The sequence below is a fragment of the Coprococcus sp. AM97-35 genome, from assembly GCF_027697525.1.
GTDB classification, from domain to species: Bacteria; Bacillota; Clostridia; order Lachnospirales; family Lachnospiraceae; genus Allocoprococcus; species Allocoprococcus comes.
The window spans coordinates 31,190-48,038 of sequence record NZ_JAQESL010000008.1 but is presented as its reverse complement, the minus strand read 5'-3'; the positions used below and the strand labels follow the sequence as shown (position 1 = coordinate 48,038).

General features: G+C 44.3%; 17 protein-coding genes. All 17 read left to right on the top strand.

Annotated elements, in window-relative coordinates:
- Positions 1 to 43 precede the first annotated feature (43 nt).
- A complete protein-coding gene (locus tag PG840_RS08310) occupies positions 44 to 1,375 on the top strand; it encodes a uracil-xanthine permease family protein (protein ID WP_055155574.1) in 1,332 nt (443 codons plus the stop codon).
- A complete protein-coding gene (gene yqeB / locus PG840_RS08305) occupies positions 1,376 to 2,164 on the top strand; it encodes a selenium-dependent molybdenum cofactor biosynthesis protein YqeB (RefSeq protein ID WP_330663225.1) in 789 nt (262 codons plus the stop codon).
- Between the two features lie 128 nt (positions 2,165 to 2,292).
- Entirely contained in the window at positions 2,293 to 3,330 is a 1,038-nt protein-coding gene (locus PG840_RS08300) for a molybdopterin-binding protein (RefSeq protein WP_117834130.1), read from the top strand.
- A 4-nt stretch (positions 3,331 to 3,334) separates the two neighbouring features.
- Positions 3,335 to 4,231 carry a molybdate ABC transporter substrate-binding protein gene (gene modA / locus PG840_RS08295; protein WP_055247201.1) on the top strand — a complete coding sequence of 299 codons (897 nt, stop codon included), beginning with the start codon at positions 3,335 to 3,337 and terminating at the stop codon, positions 4,229 to 4,231.
- A gap of 12 nt (positions 4,232 to 4,243) precedes the next feature.
- Positions 4,244 to 4,948 carry a molybdate ABC transporter permease subunit gene (modB, locus tag PG840_RS08290; RefSeq protein ID WP_270205268.1) on the top strand — a complete coding sequence of 235 codons (705 nt, stop codon included), beginning with the start codon at positions 4,244 to 4,246 and terminating at the stop codon, positions 4,946 to 4,948.
- Positions 4,942 to 5,991: a sulfate/molybdate ABC transporter ATP-binding protein gene (locus PG840_RS08285; RefSeq protein WP_270205269.1), complete on the top strand. Its 1,050-nt coding sequence runs from the start codon at positions 4,942 to 4,944 to the stop codon at positions 5,989 to 5,991. Before modB ends, PG840_RS08285 begins: the two co-directional genes overlap by 7 nt.
- A gap of 55 nt (positions 5,992 to 6,046) precedes the next feature.
- Positions 6,047 to 6,721, top strand: a complete 675-nt coding sequence (locus tag PG840_RS08280) for a Crp/Fnr family transcriptional regulator (RefSeq protein ID WP_117556007.1) — start codon at positions 6,047 to 6,049, stop codon at positions 6,719 to 6,721.
- A 94-nt stretch (positions 6,722 to 6,815) separates the two neighbouring features.
- Positions 6,816 to 7,229, top strand: coding sequence for a cell division protein ZapA (gene zapA / locus PG840_RS08275; RefSeq protein ID WP_008375194.1), 414 nt, complete (start codon positions 6,816 to 6,818; stop codon positions 7,227 to 7,229).
- Positions 7,230 to 7,330: 101 nt separating this feature from the next.
- On the top strand, positions 7,331 to 9,745 hold the full coding sequence (locus PG840_RS08270; RefSeq protein ID WP_270205271.1) for a U32 family peptidase: 2,415 nt from the start codon (positions 7,331 to 7,333) through the stop codon (positions 9,743 to 9,745).
- An 8-nt stretch (positions 9,746 to 9,753) separates the two neighbouring features.
- A complete protein-coding gene (locus tag PG840_RS08265) occupies positions 9,754 to 11,286 on the top strand; it encodes an FtsW/RodA/SpoVE family cell cycle protein (protein WP_117556003.1) in 1,533 nt (510 codons plus the stop codon).
- A 76-nt stretch (positions 11,287 to 11,362) separates the two neighbouring features.
- Positions 11,363 to 12,700 (top strand): peptidoglycan D,D-transpeptidase FtsI family protein, encoded by a 1,338-nt coding sequence (locus PG840_RS08260; protein ID WP_270205284.1) that lies wholly within the window; start codon positions 11,363 to 11,365, stop codon positions 12,698 to 12,700.
- Between the two features lie 20 nt (positions 12,701 to 12,720).
- Positions 12,721 to 13,047 (top strand): hypothetical protein, encoded by a 327-nt coding sequence (locus PG840_RS08255; RefSeq protein WP_270205273.1) that lies wholly within the window; start codon positions 12,721 to 12,723, stop codon positions 13,045 to 13,047.
- Complete coding sequence (locus tag PG840_RS08250) at positions 13,044 to 14,159, top strand: DUF2953 domain-containing protein (protein WP_195250243.1); 1,116 nt, start codon at positions 13,044 to 13,046, stop codon at positions 14,157 to 14,159. The genes PG840_RS08255 and PG840_RS08250 overlap by 4 nt, the downstream gene beginning before the upstream one ends.
- A 36-nt stretch (positions 14,160 to 14,195) precedes the next feature.
- Positions 14,196 to 14,603 (top strand): GerW family sporulation protein, encoded by a 408-nt coding sequence (locus tag PG840_RS08245; protein WP_055155563.1) that lies wholly within the window; start codon positions 14,196 to 14,198, stop codon positions 14,601 to 14,603.
- 53 nt (positions 14,604 to 14,656) lie between these two features.
- The gene (locus PG840_RS08240; protein WP_008375213.1) at positions 14,657 to 14,794 is read left to right on the top strand and encodes a hypothetical protein; all 138 of its coding nucleotides are present in this window, start codon (positions 14,657 to 14,659) and stop codon (positions 14,792 to 14,794) included.
- Positions 14,795 to 14,981: 187 nt separating this feature from the next.
- Entirely contained in the window at positions 14,982 to 15,725 is a 744-nt protein-coding gene (gene rpsB / locus PG840_RS08235; RefSeq protein WP_044999249.1) for a 30S ribosomal protein S2, read from the top strand.
- 45 nt (positions 15,726 to 15,770) lie between these two features.
- Positions 15,771 to 16,703 carry a translation elongation factor Ts gene (tsf, locus tag PG840_RS08230; protein ID WP_044999250.1) on the top strand — a complete coding sequence of 311 codons (933 nt, stop codon included), beginning with the start codon at positions 15,771 to 15,773 and terminating at the stop codon, positions 16,701 to 16,703.
- Positions 16,704 to 16,849 lie beyond the last annotated feature (146 nt).

The window sequence follows — 16,849 nt, the reverse complement described above, 5'->3', positions numbered from 1 at the left end:
TTGACAACGAAAGTTGTAAGTGGGTAGAGAAGGAGGCAAAAAAGTGAGTACGAAGAATAGTAATACTTCACAGGAACTATTTAACCTTAACGGAAAACCATCCTTTGGTCAGGCACTTCCGCTGGCATTCCAGCATGTAGTGGCGATGATCATTGGCTGTGTTGCACCGGCGATCATTCTTGCCGGTGTGTCCGGACTTTCAGAATCAGACACGGTTGTCCTGATTCAGGCATCTCTTGCAATGTCAGCGATTTCGACATTCATCCAGCTTTTTCCGTTTATCAAATTTAAGTCTTATCAGATAGGAGCCGGGCTTCCGGTTATTATGGGAATCAGCTTTGCGTATGTGCCGATCATGCAGTCAATTGCACAGGATGCAGATGTTGGAACAATACTTGGTGCACAGATCGTGGGCGGTATTGTTGCGATTATTGTAGGAATATTTATCAAGCAGATCCGTCATCTTTTCCCGCCGCTGGTTACGGGAACGGTTGTATTTGCAATCGGACTTTCGCTGTATCCGACCGCAGTCAATTATATGGCAGGTGGAGCAGGAAGTGCGGATTATGGTTCATGGCAGAACTGGCTTGTTGCGATCATCACACTGGCAGTCGTAACAGGACTGAATCATTTTGGAAAGGGCTTTTTAAAGCTTTCATCCGTTCTGATTGGAATCATAGTTGGATATGTAGTTGCGCTTGGCTTTGGAATGGTGGATTTTTCTTCCGTATTAACGGCAAAATGGGTACAGTTCCCACAGCCGATGCATTTCGGAATTAAATTCGAGCCATCCTCATGTGTTGCGATTGCGGTATTGTTTGCAATCAGCTCTATTCAGGCAATCGGAGACTTTTCAGCAACAACGACCGGAGGAATGGACCGTATGCCGACAGATGAGGAATTAAGCGGTGGTATCATTGGTTATGGAGTCAGCAATATTGTCTGCGCATTTTTTAGTGGACTCCCGACAGCGACCTACAGTCAGAATGTCGGAATCGTAAGTTCTACGAAAGTAGTGGCAAAGAGAGTGTTTGGAATTGCAGCGATGATCATGCTGGTTGCAGGAATCATGCCAAAGATCGCATACATTCTTCTGACTATTCCGTCATGTGTGCTTGGAGGCGCAACAATCTCTGTATTTGCAATGATTTCCATGACGGGTATCAAACTGATCAATAATTCAAAGATGAATTATAGAAATACATCCATCGTAGGACTTGCCATCGCACTCGGAATGGGTGTGACACAGGCAAATGCAGCACTTGCACAGCTTCCTGCATGGGTAACAACCATTTTCGGTAAATCACCGGTTGCACTGTCTACTCTGGTTGCAGTGTTCCTGAATCTGGTTTTACCAAAGGAGAAAGAAGAGTAAATGAAGATCCTGATAAGAGGAGCCGGGGATCTTGCCACGGGAATTGCGGCAGAGCTGTGGGAAAGAGGACATCAGATCCTGATGACGGATGTTGCCATCCCACTCGCCGTAAGACGCGAGGTGGCATTTTCAAGAGCGGTATACGAAGAACATGCAGTGGTAGAAGGAATGGAAGCAGTTCTTGCCGAAAGTTTTGAAGAAGCAGAAGCAATTATGGCAACGCGGAAAATTGCTGTCATGGTGGATGAAAAAGCAGAAGTGCGGAAAGAATATCTGCCGGATGTACTGGTTGACGGGATCATGGCAAAAAAGAATCTTGGGACCCGGATCAGTGACGCTCCTCTTGTTATCGGTATCGGACCGGGCTTTACGGCAGCCGGAGACTGCCATTTTGTGATTGAAACGCAAAGAGGTGAGCATCTGGGCGAGGTGATCCGCGAGGGAAGTGCAATCCCCAACACCGGAATTCCGGGAAATATTGGCGGCTATACGGTGGAACGCCTTTTAAAGGCATCCGCAGACGGAATCATGCATCCGGTCGCGAGAATTGGTGATGTGGTGAAAAAAGGGCAGATTGTTGCAAGGTGCGGAGATGAACCTGTCTATGCGAGGCTCCACGGGATTGTCCGTGGGATGCTCCAGGAAGGTGTACCGGTCAAAAAAGGATTGAAGATCGGAGATGTGGATGCAAGGATAGAGGAAAAACTTTGTTATACGATTTCGGATAAAGCACGAAAGATCGGAAACGGAGTTGCGGAAGCAATCGATCTTGTCTATAAAACAAAATAAAAAGTTGTCTGGACAACTTATTTATCCATCCTTTTTATGGTAAAATATAAAAAGGTTTGGGCAGAATACCTGCCGCAGTGACGGCAGGTATTTTTATGCCATAATCCATATAAAGTGAGGAACAAAAAATGAAACTGGTAAGAACAGAAGATGCAGTGGGGCAGGTGCTGTGCCATGACATTACACAGATCATTCCGGGAGTTGTAAAGGATGCTGTTTTCCGGAAGGGACATATTGTCACCGAAGAAGACATTCCGGTACTTTTATCTGTGGGAAAAGAGAATCTTTATATCTGGGAAAAACAGGAAGGTATGCTTCATGAAAATGAGGCGGCTGAGATCTTGCGTCAGATCTGTCAGGGTGAGCATATGCATCCTTCCGGGGTGAAGGAAGGAAAGATCGAACTGATCGCCGACTGTGAAGGGGTATTGAAGATCAATACCGAAAAGCTGAATGCGGTGAACAGTCTTGGTGAGATGATGATTGCATCCAGACATGGAAATTTTCCGGTGAAAACCGGAGATAAGATTGCAGGAACAAGGATCATTCCGCTTGTGATCGAAGAAGAAAAGATGCAGAAGGCCTGTGAAGTGGCAGGAAAAGAACCGATTTTCCGGATTCTTCCGTACCAGAAGAAAAAAGCGGGAATCGTAACGACGGGAAGCGAAGTGTATTATCACCGGATCGAGGATAAATTTACTCCGGTTGTGATCGAAAAACTGAAAGAATGTGGCGTTACAGAGGTGAAGCAGATCCAGTGCAACGATGATCATGAGATGATCACAGAAGCAATCCAGACTCTGATCGAGGATGGTTCTGACCTGATCGTCTGTACCGGTGGAATGAGTGTAGATCCGGATGACAGGACTCCTCTTGCGATCAAAAATGCCTGTACGGAAGTGGTGACTTATGGGGCACCGGTTCTTCCGGGAGCCATGTTTATGCTTGCTTATTGTGAAAAAGAAGGCAGACAGATTCCGGTCATGGGTCTTCCGGGATGCGTGATGTATGCAAAACGGACGATTTTTGATCTGGTTCTTCCGAGGATTATGTGTGATGAAAAGCTACATGAAAAAGATTTCCGGCTTCTTGGACAGGGAGGACTTTGTCTGTCCTGTCCGGTGTGTACTTTTCCAAACTGTGGATTTGGAAAAGGAGGATATTAAAATCATGAGAAAGAATAACTTATTTAAGAAAACAGTGGCAGCAGGTCTGGTTCTGCTGATGACAGCATCACTTGCTGCATGTGACGGTAAAAAGACCGACACAAAAACAGAAGACAAAAAGACAGAAACAAAGGCTGACAAAGAAGAGGATGTAGAGCTTCAGGTATTTATCGCAGCCAGCCTGAATACGGCAATGACAGATATTGCAGAGCGTTATGAAAAAGAGCATCCGAATGTGAAGATCGTCTACAATGCAGACAGTTCAGGAACTCTGCTGACACAGATCGAAGAAGGATATGAGTGTGATCTGTTCTTCTCTGCAGCACAGAAACAGATGGATCAGCTTGAGGCTGACGGACTGGTAGTAGAAGGAACCCGCCATAATGTAGTGAACAATCAGGTAGTTGTTATCACATTAAAGGACAGTGATACAGCAGTAACCGGGCTTGAAAACTTAAATGAGGCAAAGAGCATTGCACTTGCAGGCGGAAGTGTACCAGTTGGAAAATACACCCGTCAGGCGTTGATGAATCTCGGAATTCTGGACAAAGTAGACGATGCGTCTACCATCACAACAGAACAGGTTTCTGAAGCTCTTGGTGGAGCAGAAATCAGTGAGCAGGCAAATGTAAGCAAGGTGCTGATCGCCGTTACAGAGGGTGCATGCGAAGTTGGAACAACTTATTATTCTGATACATACGGATATGAGGATCAGATCAAGATCCTTCAGACAGTAAGCTATGATCTGACAGGTAACGTGATTTATCCGATCTGCCGTGTAGAAAATAAAGAGGCAGATGATGCAAAGAAAAAAGCAGCCGATGATTTCCTTGCATATGTAACATCCGATGACGCAAAGAAGATCTTTGACAGCTACTATTTCGATACAAACGTAGAGTAAAAGAGGAACGATATGGAAGAAATAAGACAGATCCTTGCAGGACTTGACTGGAGTCCGCTTTTCATTTCAATCAAAACAGGAATCGCAGCAACGATCGTGTCATTCTTCCTGGGAATATGGGCAGCAAGAAAGGTGTTGAAAGCGAAGGCGGGTCTCAGGGCTGTGCTGGATGGGATTCTGACACTGCCGCTGGTGCTTCCGCCGACGGTTGCAGGATTTTTCCTGCTGCTCATTTTCAGTACGAGAAGAACCGTTGGATCGTATCTTTATACGACATTTGATATCAAGATTGTACAGTCCTGGGCAGGATGCGTGATCGCGGCAACTGTGATTGCATTTCCACTGATGTACCGGAATGCAAGAGCAGCATTTGAACAGGTGGATGTGAACCTGATCTATGCGGCGCAGACGCTCGGTATGACGGAGTGGAAGATTTTCTGGAGGGTGATCATGCCGGCGGCAGGTCCTGGAGTTGCATCCGGTACAATTCTTGCATTTGCAAGAGCGCTTGGAGAATACGGTGCGACCTCCATGCTTGCGGGCAATATTCCAGGAAAGACGGCAACCATTTCCCAGAGGATTGCAATGGTCATCCAGGACGGTGATTATCAGACGGCAGGCGTGTGGGTCGGAATTGTAATCCTGATCGCATTCGGAATAGTAGTACTTATGAATCTGGCATTTGGAAAGGGAATGAAACATACAAAGCAATGGTAGAACTAGAGATAAAAAAACAGTATGAAAAATTCAGGCTGGATGTTGCCTTTAAAAGTGAAAAAAAGCGAATCGGAATCCTGGGCGCTTCCGGATGTGGGAAAAGCCTGACCTTGAAAAGTATTGCCGGGATCGAAAGACCGGAAAAAGGGCGGATCGTGATTGACGGAGTTACCCTTTTTGATGCCGGAAAAAAGATTTTTCTGAAGCCACAAAAAAGGAAAGTCGGTTATCTTTTTCAGAATTATGCGTTGTTTCCGAACATGACCGTGGAGCAGAATATCGGGATTGGATTTACCGGAAACAAAGAAGATAAGCAGAAAATGGTAGAACAGCTGATCCATCATTTCCAGCTGGACGGACTGGAAAAGCTTTATCCGTCAAAGCTTTCCGGCGGACAGCAGCAGAGAACGGCACTGGCACGGATTATGGCATATGAACCGGACGTGATCCTTCTGGATGAACCATTTTCGGCACTGGATGCGTATCTTCGGGAGCGGATGCTGACCGAGCTGATGGAAATGCTGAGTGATTATGAAGGTACGGTGATCATGGTGTCCCACAGCAGGGATGAAATCTACAGCTTCAGTGAAGAGGTTCTGGTAATTGAAGATGGACATGGAATCCGCCTGGGTCCGGTAAAAGAAGTATTTAATGCACCGCGCTATAAGACAGCGGCAAGACTTACCGGATGTAAAAATATTGCAGATGTTTGCCGGATGGATGCGCAGACGGTGTATGTGAAAGACTGGGATGTGCAGCTGACTTTTAAAAGACGCACTGTGTCGGAGAATGTGAAGGCGATCGGGATCCGAGCTCATGATCTGATTCCGGTGTATGGAACGATATCCGGTGCTATGCTGAAAGTTAAAGAATGGAAAAGTGTGGATTATCCATTTGAACGAAAATATTTTATCCGATGCGAGTCGGGATGTGAGGATTTCTGCTGGTTTGTCCAAAGAGAGATTTCTGCCACTCTGGAAGAAAAAGGAATGCCGGATGCACTCGCATTTCCGGAAGAAAAAGTGCTGTTCCTTGAAGGATAGCGTGACAGATGCTATAATGGACAAATAAGAAAACGGGCAGAAGGTGGCAGCATAAATGCAGAAAGAACAAGACAGGGAAGCGATTTACCGGAGCATTTTCTTCTGTGATATGGATCGGAAGAAGGCGGATGAGATCATTGACCGGTTAGGCGGCAGAACCGTAACCTATGACAAGGGCGAAATCATCATAAGAGAAAGAGAAAAACTGAACAATATCGGAATCCTGCTTGACGGGGGGCTCTGTAAAGTGCAGTATTACCGGGATGGAACCGAACAACTGGTCCAGAAGCTGGTCAGCTCGTTTGTTGTGGGAGTGGAGATTGCGGTCAGTGAAAAAAAGACGAGTCCTTATGATATTTATGCATCGGAACAGGCGCACATTTTCTGGTTCCCTGTACGGGCGATGGAAGAAGAGGGTGTTCTGGATCTACGTGAGAGGATTGAGTTTTACAAGAAGACGGTTCATTTCCTTGCAAATGAAGATATCCGCAAGTGCAGGAAAATCGAACTGCTGTCAATCAGAGGAATCCGGGAAAGAATCGAGCGGTATCTGAGAGTTCAGCAAAGCCGCCACAAAAGCAGTGCATTTGATATTGAATTTAACAGAGAACAGATGGCGAATTATCTGGGAATCAACCGGAGTGTGCTGTCACATGAGTTGAAAAAAATGGAAAAAGAGGGGATTTTGAAGGTCAGAAAGAATCATTTTGAGCTGACTGATAAAGAATAAAACAGAATTTCTGCTGAAAATATCGAAAAGTGGTTGGTTTTTATCAGAATATAGTTTATAATGAAAAAAGGATTAGGCGGCAAGGAGGTTCTTTATGGCATCGTCAAAAAATTATACAGAAGTTTTGATAGGCGGCAAAGTATTCACCCTGAGCGGATTTGAAAGTGAAGATTATCTGCAGAAGGTATCCACTTATCTGAACCATAAAATCGAGGAATGTACAAGCAGCGATGGATATCGCAAGCAGAGTGCGGAAGCCAGAAGTGTGCTTCTTGCTTTAAATATAGCAGATGATTATTTTAAAGCCAAGAAACAGGGCGGCGCATTAGAAAGCGACATCGAGGCAAAAGACAAAGAGATGTACGATTTAAAGCATGAACTGATCTCAGTACAGATCAAGTATGAGAATGCTGAAAAAGCACTGGATAAACTCAAGGCAGAGAATCAGGAGCTTCAGATGAAGATCGTACAGCTTGAAACAGAAATGAAAAATCACCGTACAAAATAGACTGTCCTGAGGCAGTCTATTTTTGATACTCCGGTATACAAAGAGAAATGTCTGCAACACAGGGGCTTTGTATACAGGTTATTTAAAGATAGAGGAGTTATATGAAAGACAGAGTTGAAATCCTTGCACCGGCAGGGAGTATGGAGTGCCTGAAAGCGGCAATTGCAGCAGGAGCTGATGCGGTATATACAGGGGGAGCCCTTTTCGGGGCACGTGCTTATGCACATAACCTGACGGAGGAAGAACTTTTAGAGGCAATTGATTATGTGCATTTGCATGGAAGAAGACTGTATCTGACCGTGAATACACTGATCAAAGACCGTGAGATGGAAAAACAGATGTATGATTATCTGCTCCCTTATTACCGGCAGGGGCTGGATGCGGTGATCGTGCAGGATATTGGACTGTTCCGTTTTATCCGGAAGCATTTTCCAGATCTTCCGATCCACGCAAGTACCCAGATGACGCTTACGGGAGTGGATGGGGCGAAGTTTCTGGAAAAGGAAGGTGCACAGCGGATTGTTACATCCAGAGAACTGAGTATGGCAGAGGTGAAGAAGATTGCCGATGAGACAGAGCTCGAGATTGAAAGCTTTGTACATGGTGCACTCTGCTATTGCTATTCCGGTCAGTGCCTGTTCAGCAGCTTTATCGGTGGCAGAAGTGGCAACCGTGGACAGTGCGCACAGCCGTGCAGACTGCTTTACCAGACACCGGAAGCAAAGAAACCACAGTATCTGCTGAGTCTCAAGGATATCTGCACACTGGAACTGATCCCGGAGATGATCGAGAGCGGGATTTATTCCTTCAAAATTGAAGGACGGATGAAGAAGCCGGAGTATGCGGCAGCAGTCGCTTTCCAGTACCGGAAATATGCCGATCTTTATCTGAAATATTATGAAGAATGTCCGGCAGGAGAGGATCCGGCAGCGTATGCGATGAAGAAATACCGTGTCTGCGAGGAGGACCGGCAGATGCTGTTGGATCTCTACAACCGTGGCGGTTTCCATACGGGTTATTATCATACACAGAATGGACGGGAGATGGTTTCTTTAAACCGTCCGAACCATGCAGGAGTGCCGGCAGTAAAGGTACTTGCTAAAAAAGGCAGAACTGTGACTGCAAAAGCAATGACAGACCTGTCTCCGCAGGATATTATTGAGCTCCCGATGCGCAGAGGCAGGGAAAAAGCAGATAATTATACCTGTAAGGATGCAGTCAGAAAAGGAATGAATGTGCAGATCCCGGTATTTGCAGATACCCCGTTCAAGAGGGATGAAATCTGGATGCGTACAAGAAACAGCACATTGATTGACACGCTGCGTGAAGAATTTGTAAATGGAAAAATAAAAGAACGGATCTGCGGAACTTTCCGGTTGTATCCGCAGGAAGCGGCAACGCTTACAGTGAAGTGCCGGGATGCCGAGATTACGGTTACCGGTGAAAAAGCACAGGAAGCACTGAGCCAGCCGATGAGCAGAGAGCGAATTGAAAAGCAGCTGCGCAAGACGGGAAATACGGAATTTGAATTTTCTTTTTTAAAGGCTGAGATCGGAGAGAAAGTATTTCTTCCGATGCAGAGCCTGAATGAACTTCGAAGGGAAGCACTGGAGACACTGGAAAAAGTGATCTGTGAGAAATACAGAAGAAGTGGTGAAGTGAAAGAACCGGAAGAAAATAAGACAGAGCTTTCAATGGAGGAAGAGGTAATTTCCGGATGGACGGCATCGGTAAGAACCGCAGAACAGATGGAAGTGATCCTGGAAGAAGAAGCAATCGGAAGAATCTATGTGGATTGTACCATGTTCCCTCGCATCTGGGAGAAGGACAGCTATGTGGAGTGGATTACAAAAGTACATGCAGCAGGGAAAGAAATTTATCTGGTCATGCCTTATATTTTCCGGGAAAGAACCCGAAAACAGTATGAAGCTGCATATAACCGGATATTCGGAGCCGGATGGGACGGCATTCTGATCGCAAATTATGAAAGTTTTGCGTTTCTGAAAGAGCATGGTTATACCGGAAGGATTATGACCGATTACAATCTGTATGAATTTAATCAGGAAAGCAGGAAATTCTGGAAGGAAAAGGGAGTTTTTGAATTTACAGCGCCCGTGGAACTGACAGAAAGAGAACTCCAGGATCTCCGGGTAAAGGATGGAGAAGTGATCGTATATGGTTATCTTCCGATGATGGTATCTGCAGGATGTATTCAGAAAACGACCAGAGGATGTCAGAAAAAATCCGGACAGATGACAATAACTGACAGATATCGTAATTCATTTGTGGTAAAAAATGAATGTGATTACTGTTATAATATCCTTTACAATTATGTACCATTATATCTGGGAGACCGGATGGAAGAGGTATATCAGATCGGTCCTGGGCGGATCCGACTGATGTTTACTACTGAAAGGCAGCAGGAGGTAAGGCAGATTTTAAGTGCGTATTTTGAAGGAAAAGAACTTCCGGAGGGAACGTACACCAGGGGACACTGGAAAAGAGGAATAAAGTAGGTGGAATTTTGGTCAATATAATTGTAGAGCTGTCAAAATATCTGATGATAGCCCTGATGCTGGTCTATACATTTGAATGTTTTGCAGTATTTAATTACGCAGATGAGTATACACAGAGAAGTATTTTCAGAAAGCAGAATGTGCTGATGTTTCTGCTTCATATGATTGCATTTCTGGTGATGTATCTGCAGAAAAATGAAACAAAAATGATCGGATTTTACGGGATGCAGGTGGTACTGTTTCTGGCAGTTATTTTGCTGTATACAAAAATTTACCCGCGGGTGTCGCGGCTGGTTGTAAACAATATGTGTATGCTGATGGCAATCGGTTTTATTATGATCACCAGACTTTCGTATTCGCTTGCGGTAAAGCAGTTTATCATTGTCAGTGCATCCGTAGCGATAAGTCTTGTGATCCCGGTCATCATCCGGAAGGTAAAAGCTCTGTCAGAATGGAAAATATTCTATGCAATTGCAGGTGTTGTAATGCTTGGGGTCGTTATCATTGTAGGACGTGTGACTGGAGGAGCGATGCTGAATGTTGCAATCGGAGGTTTTACCCTTCAGCCATCTGAGCTTGTGAAAATCATTTTTGTATTTTTCGTTGCGGCGAGTCTGAAGAATGACACTTCATTTAAGAATATTGTGATCACAACGGCAGTGGCAGCAATGCATGTACTGATCCTGGTTGTGTCAAAAGACCTTGGTGCGGCGCTGATCATCTTTGCTGTATATCTGGTGATGCTTTATGTGGCAAGCAGACAACCACTTTATGTACTTGCCGGACTGATTGCAGGAAGTGGGGCATCAGTTGTGGCATATAAGTTATTTAACCACGTCCGTGTGCGTGTACTGGTATGGAAGAATCCATTTGCCGTTTACAATGAAGGTGGTTATCAGGTGGCACAATCCTTGATGGCGATCGGTACAGGAAGCTGGTTTGGAATGGGACTTTTTCAAGGGGCGGCAGATCAGATACCTGTTGCAGAGTCAGATTTCATTTTTTCAGCAATTGCGGAGGAAATGGGACTGATTTTTGCACTTTGTCTGATCCTGGTATGTGTCAGTGTTTATATGATGTTTCTGAATATTGCGATGCAGCTTCGGGACAGCTTTTATAAACTGGTGGCACTGGGACTTGGAACCTGTTATATTTTTCAGACATTTCTGACGATCGGAGGTGTGACAAAGTTCATTCCGTCTACCGGAGTGACACTTCCGCTGGTAAGCTACGGTGGAACCTCCGTTCTCAGTACGATCATTATGTTTGCGATCATTCAGGGACTGTATGTATTAAGAGAGGACGAGGAAGAAGACATTGAAAGAAAAAAATTACAGAGAAGACGAACTTCCAGATCTGGATCAGCAGCTGGAGAGCCTGCCAGACGAGAGCGGGTATCACGACCAAAAGAAGAAGGCAGAAGGAAAAAGCCGCAGCAGACGAACGGATGGCGAACCGAAGAAAAAGGCCGAACGCAGCAGCCTAAAAAACGGACAGCGGCGTCCGAAAGAAGCACAGGCAGAAAGAAGCGGAGCCAGTAAGAAAAAAGAGAAGCAGATGACCAATAAAGAACTGACGAGAGTTACTTATATTTTTGTAACACTGTTTTTGGTACTGATGGGATATCTGGTTTATTTTAATGTGGTAAAAAGTAAAGAGGTTGTCAACAGCACGTACAATATCCGTCAGGATCTTCTTGCGGACCGTGTGCTGCGTGGCAGTATTACAGATAAAAATGGAGAAGTGCTTGCACAGACTGTGACAAATGACGATGGATCGGAAACACGGGAATATCCGGAGGGAGAAGTGTTTTCACATGTTGTCGGATATGCCGCAAAAGGAAAATCCGGACTGGAATCCTCACAGAATTTCAATCTTCTGACTTCAAATGCCTTTTTCCTGGAAAAGCTGGCGAATGAATTTAAAGACCAGAAGAATACGGGAGATACGGTGGTCACAACCTTGGATGCGAACCTGCAGAATGCAGCATATAATGCACTGGGAGATAACAAAGGTGCAGTTGTCGTGATGGAGCCAAGTACAGGGAAGATTCTGGCAATGGTATCGAAGCCGTCATTTGATCCGAATAATGTTTCGGAAAACTGGGATGCATTGAACAATGACGAGAACAGTTCGCTTCTTAACAGGGCTACACTTGGACAGTATACACCGGGGTCGACATTCAAGCTGGTGACAACACTTGCTTTTATGCGGCAGAATCCAGATTATAATAATTATTCGTTTGAATGTAATGGAGAATTTTCACAGAATGGGGCGACGATCCACTGTTATAACAGCACTGCTCATGGGGAAGAGAATCTGACGGATTCGGTTGCAAATTCCTGCAATTCTTCGTTTTCAAATATCGGGCTGCAGCTGGATAAGGCAGAATGGAGAAAGACTGCCAAACAGATGCTGTTTAACAGCAAGCTTCCGGGTGATGTGAAATATAATGAAAGCAGTTTCCGCCTGAAAACAGATGCAGGAGATGCAGATACGATGATGACTGCAATTGGTCAGGGAGAGACACAGGTCAGTCCGTACCATATGGCGATGATCGTTTCGGCGATCGCAAATGGTGGAAAGCTGATGAAGCCGTATCTGGTGGACAAGATTACAAATTATGCAGGCACAACGGTGAAGAAATATATGCCGGAAAGCTACAAAGAGCTTATGACATCATCTGAAGCTGCACAGCTTACGGAATACATGAAGGCGGTTGTGGATTATGGTACCGGAGCTGCGCTTTCAGGTGCGTCTTATACAGTGGCAGGGAAAACCGGAACTGCCGAGGTCAGTGAAGATGGAAATACAGTACATTCCTGGTTTGTCGGATTTTCCAATGTGGATAATCCGGAGCTGGCGATCAGCGTTTGTGTCGAGGATGCAGATACAGCGACCATTACTGGTGTCAGTGTCGCAAAGCAGGTGTTTGATTCTTACTATAATAATTAAAGGTCGGGGAGACAGCGCACATGAGGTTTTACAAAAATCTTTATGTCAGTGAGAGCATGGCAAAAAAGAAAGAAAAAGTGATTGCAAAACTGAATAAAAAAAAATATCCGTTGAAAACTTATGTGATCGCACTGATCGAAGAAGGGGAAAATCAGCTGGAATTTTATTCGACGTTGATGTTCCGCCAGGGAAGTGTGATCGATGATGATATTTTCGCAGTTGGTCTTGCAAGCGGATATGATGATGCGCTGTATCTGGTAGAAGAGATCGCAAAGGAAGTTTATGAAAAAACAGGGGATCTGGATATCCGGTCCTACATCAGAGAGCGGGAGAGGGAAGAAGCATGATTCTACATATCATTGGATTGATTTTGAAGATTATCGGGATTCTTCTTCTGGTGATTCTTGGAATCCTGCTACTTGTGATCGGTGTCCTTCTCTTTGTACCGCTGAGGTATGAACTGCGTGCCGAGTTTCCGGGAAAGCTGGAAGATGCAGAGGGGAATCTTAAGATTTCATGGCTGCTTCATCTGATTGCAGGAAGAGTGGAGTATCGGAACGGTGATGTGAAATGGCAGGGGCGGATTGCCTGGAAGAAGTTGGGAGATGTTCTGGAAGCGGAAGATAAACCGACGAGAAAGAAGGAGAAAAAGCCGGATGGCGGAAAAAAAGCCGGTGCGGAGAATGCCAGTGAGAGAACGGCAGAAAGAAATGATGCGGCAGATGTAAAGAAGCCGCAGACGCTGCCGGAAAAGAGAGCCGAAAGCGGAACGTATGCAAAGCCAGAGCATGCGGACGTGAAAGATGAGAAGTCCAAAACAGAAACACAGGGAAGTCCTGACACGAAGGTGAAAACATTTTCAGAAAAAAAAGAAGAGAATGCTACACCGGAAAAGGAAAGTGAATCCAGAGAAAAAAAGGATGTTCATGACGAGAGAGGATCCGGAAAGGCTCACAAAACTCCACGAAAGCGGAAGAAACCAGTCAAAGCATTTGGAAAACTGATCCGGAAGCTCAGTCAGAAGCTTCGGGAAATCCTGGAAAAGATCAAATGTACATGGAAGAATTTATGTGATAAAATAAAAAATATCGCAGATAAAAAAGATAAAATTCTGGAGTTCCTGGAACAGGAAAATCATAAAGCAGCTTTTGCACGTGGCAAAAAGGAACTGGTCTGGGTGAAGCATTTTCTGAAGCCGAAAAAGCTTCGCGTAAAACTGCATTTCGGTTTTGAAGATCCTTACCATACCGGACAGGTACTGGCACTTTGTGGAATGTTTTATGCATTTATCGGAGAAAATATGGATCTGGAACCGGATTTTGAAAAGCGGGTACTGGAAGGTTCCGTTTATGTAAAAGGAAGACTAAGAACAGTTCATATGGCAGTATTTGCAGCAAAGATGCTGCTGGATAAGAATATTCGCAGCACTTATCATGATATCAGGGAGTTTAAATGGTAAAGCATTCGATAGAAAATAACAGGAGGAATCGAAAAAATGGCAGTAGATAATCAGTTTAAAGAGACAGTAGATGCATTGTTTAAAGGGATGAACGGCGTGGTATCATCCAAAACCGTTGTAGGAGATGCGATCCACATCGGAGATACGATCATTCTTCCGCTTGTTGATGTATCTTTTGCAATCGGGGCAGGGGCATTTCATGCGGACAAAAAGGACAGAGGAGCCGGCGGACTTGGCGGCAAGATGATTCCAAGTGCAGTGCTTGTGATCCAGAACGGAACAACCAGACTGGTCAACATCAAGAATCAGGATACCATGACCAAGATCCTGGATATGGTCCCGGATGTGATTGACCGTTTTAAATCCCCATCTGAGGATAAAATGACCGAAGAGGATGTGGCAGATCTGTTAAATGAAGCAGATTCTCCGGAAAATCAGGAATAGACGTAGGTTTCTGGCATATATTTATTGTAAAAGAGGAAAAAGCAGGAACGAAGATGAAACGGGTATTTGGTTTTGCACTGTTTTTTGTGGCACTTGGTATGGTGATCATGATGTTTATTCCGAGCATATTTATCGGAATTCTGATCGTTCTGCTGTGCCTCCTTGTCGGATATCAGCTTTTTTGCTGCTGATTTTGAAAAAATATGAGAACCTGTAGGGGAAACCCTGAAAAAAGCCTTGCGTATGCAGGGCTTTTGTGATACAATGCTAGCGTTGCAAAAAAACACGTGTGTGGTTTATCCCGGTGGTGCCAAAGCTGACAAGCATGGTTCGCGGACATAAGCACACGGAAGTAAAAAACCAATGGAGGAAAGAAACATGAGCGTTATTTCAATGAAACAACTTTTAGAAGCAGGTGTTCATTTCGGACATCAGACAAGAAGATGGAACCCTAAGATGGCAGAGTACATCTACACAGAGAGAAATGGTATCTACATCATCGACCTTCAGAAATCTGTAGGAAAAGTAGATGAAGCTTACCAGGCAGTATCTGACATCGCAGCAGAAGGTGGAAAGATCCTTTTCGTAGGAACAAAGAAACAGGCTCAGGATGCAATCAAGACAGAAGCAGAACGTTGCGGAATGTACTATGTTAATGAAAGATGGCTTGGAGGAATGCTTACAAACTTCAAGACAATCCAGAGCAGAATCGCTCGTCTGAAAGAAATCGAAGCTATGTCAGAAGACGGAACATTCGATGTACTGCCGAAGAAAGAAGTTATCGAAATCAAGAAAGAATGGGAAAAGCTTGAAAAGAACCTTGGCGGAATCAAAGAAATGAAGAGAATCCCGGATGCTATCTTTGTAGTAGATCCTAAGAAAGAAAGAATCTGTGTTCAGGAAGCTCACACACTCGGAATCCCGCTGATCGGTATTGCTGATACAAACTGTGATCCGGAAGAACTTGATTATGTAATTCCAGGAAATGATGATGCTATCAGAGCTGTAAAACTTATCGTATCTAAGATGGCTGATGCTGTAATCGAAGCAAACCAGGGCGAAGCAGAAGAAGTTTACGAAGGCGAAGACGTAGAAACAGCTGAAGAAACAACAGAAGAATAATTCGAACAATCCAAAAGATCATATTGAAAGATGGAGGAAAAAATCATGGCAATCACAGCAAGCATGGTAAAAGAATTAAGAGAAATGACAGGCGCTGGTATGATGGACTGCAAAAAAGCTCTGAACGAATCTAACGGAGATATGGATGCAGCAATCGAATACCTCAGAAAGAACGGCGAAGCTAAGGCTGTTAAGAAAGCCGGACGTATCGCAGCTGAAGGTATTGTTATGGCAGACGTTAAAGAAGATAAGACAGCAGCTATCGTAGAAGTTAACTCTGAGACAGACTTCGTTGCTAAGAACGCTGATTTCCAGGCATTCGTAAAAGCAGTTGTTAATCAGGCACTTACTACAAAAGCTACAGATATGGAAGGATTCATGGCTGAAGCTTGGAACGAAGATGCTTCTAAGACAGTTAACGATGCACTTACAGAAAAGATTTCTGTAATCGGAGAAAAGCTCAGCATCAGAAGATTCGAAAAGATCGTTACAGATGGCTGTGTAGTATCTTATATCCACGGTGGCGGACGTATCGGTGTTCTTGTAGAAGCTGATACAGCAGTTGTTAACGATGCTGTTAAAGAAGCTCTGAAAAACGTAGCTATGCAGGTAGCAGCTTTAAATGCTAAGTATGTAAGCCAGGCAGATGTAGATGCTGATTACATCGCACATGAGAAAGAAATTCTTCTTGCTCAGATTATGAACGACCCGAAAGAATCTCAGAAACCGGAAAAGGTTATCCAGGGAATGATTTCCGGACGTATCAACAAAGAGATGAAGGAAATCTGTCTGTTAGATCAGGTATATGTAAAAGCTGAAGATGGAAAACAGTCTGTAGCTAAATACCTTGACGAAGTTGGAAAAGCTAACGGAACAACTATCACTCTGAAGAAATTCGTTCGTTTCGAGACAGGTGAAGGTCTTGAAAAGAAAAATGAAGATTTCGCAGCTGAAGTTGCAGCTCAGATGAACGCATAATCTTACAGTTCGCATAAGAATTTGAACCGTATTATTATCATGTAAATCAACGAAAAACCTTGAATTTCCTATGAAAATGGGATGATTCAAGGTTTTTTTGCGTATTGGGGAATAAATTTTGACTTATCGTAAATTATCGCTATTTA

Bases quoted from the DNA above. Each gene is read 5' to 3' on its own strand.
- yqeB (WP_330663225.1), top strand. From the start codon at position 1,376: ATGAAGATCCTGATAAGAGGAGCCGGGGATCTTGCCACGGGAATTGCG.
- PG840_RS08300 (WP_117834130.1), top strand. From the start codon at position 2,293: ATGAAACTGGTAAGAACAGAAGATGCAGTGGGGCAGGTGCTGTGCCAT.
- modA (WP_055247201.1), top strand. From the start codon at position 3,335: ATGAGAAAGAATAACTTATTTAAGAAAACAGTGGCAGCAGGTCTGGTT.
- modB (WP_270205268.1), top strand. From the start codon at position 4,244: ATGGAAGAAATAAGACAGATCCTTGCAGGACTTGACTGGAGTCCGCTT.
- PG840_RS08285 (WP_270205269.1), top strand. From the start codon at position 4,942: ATGGTAGAACTAGAGATAAAAAAACAGTATGAAAAATTCAGGCTGGAT.
- PG840_RS08280 (WP_117556007.1), top strand. From the start codon at position 6,047: ATGCAGAAAGAACAAGACAGGGAAGCGATTTACCGGAGCATTTTCTTC.
- zapA (WP_008375194.1), top strand. From the start codon at position 6,816: ATGGCATCGTCAAAAAATTATACAGAAGTTTTGATAGGCGGCAAAGTA.
- PG840_RS08270 (WP_270205271.1), top strand. From the start codon at position 7,331: ATGAAAGACAGAGTTGAAATCCTTGCACCGGCAGGGAGTATGGAGTGC.
- PG840_RS08260 (WP_270205284.1), top strand. From the start codon at position 11,363: ATGGGATATCTGGTTTATTTTAATGTGGTAAAAAGTAAAGAGGTTGTC.
- PG840_RS08255 (WP_270205273.1), top strand. From the start codon at position 12,721: ATGAGGTTTTACAAAAATCTTTATGTCAGTGAGAGCATGGCAAAAAAG.
- PG840_RS08250 (WP_195250243.1), top strand. From the start codon at position 13,044: ATGATTCTACATATCATTGGATTGATTTTGAAGATTATCGGGATTCTT.
- PG840_RS08245 (WP_055155563.1), top strand. From the start codon at position 14,196: ATGGCAGTAGATAATCAGTTTAAAGAGACAGTAGATGCATTGTTTAAA.
- PG840_RS08240 (WP_008375213.1), top strand. From the start codon at position 14,657: ATGAAACGGGTATTTGGTTTTGCACTGTTTTTTGTGGCACTTGGTATG.
- rpsB (WP_044999249.1), top strand. From the start codon at position 14,982: ATGAGCGTTATTTCAATGAAACAACTTTTAGAAGCAGGTGTTCATTTC.
- tsf (WP_044999250.1), top strand. From the start codon at position 15,771: ATGGCAATCACAGCAAGCATGGTAAAAGAATTAAGAGAAATGACAGGC.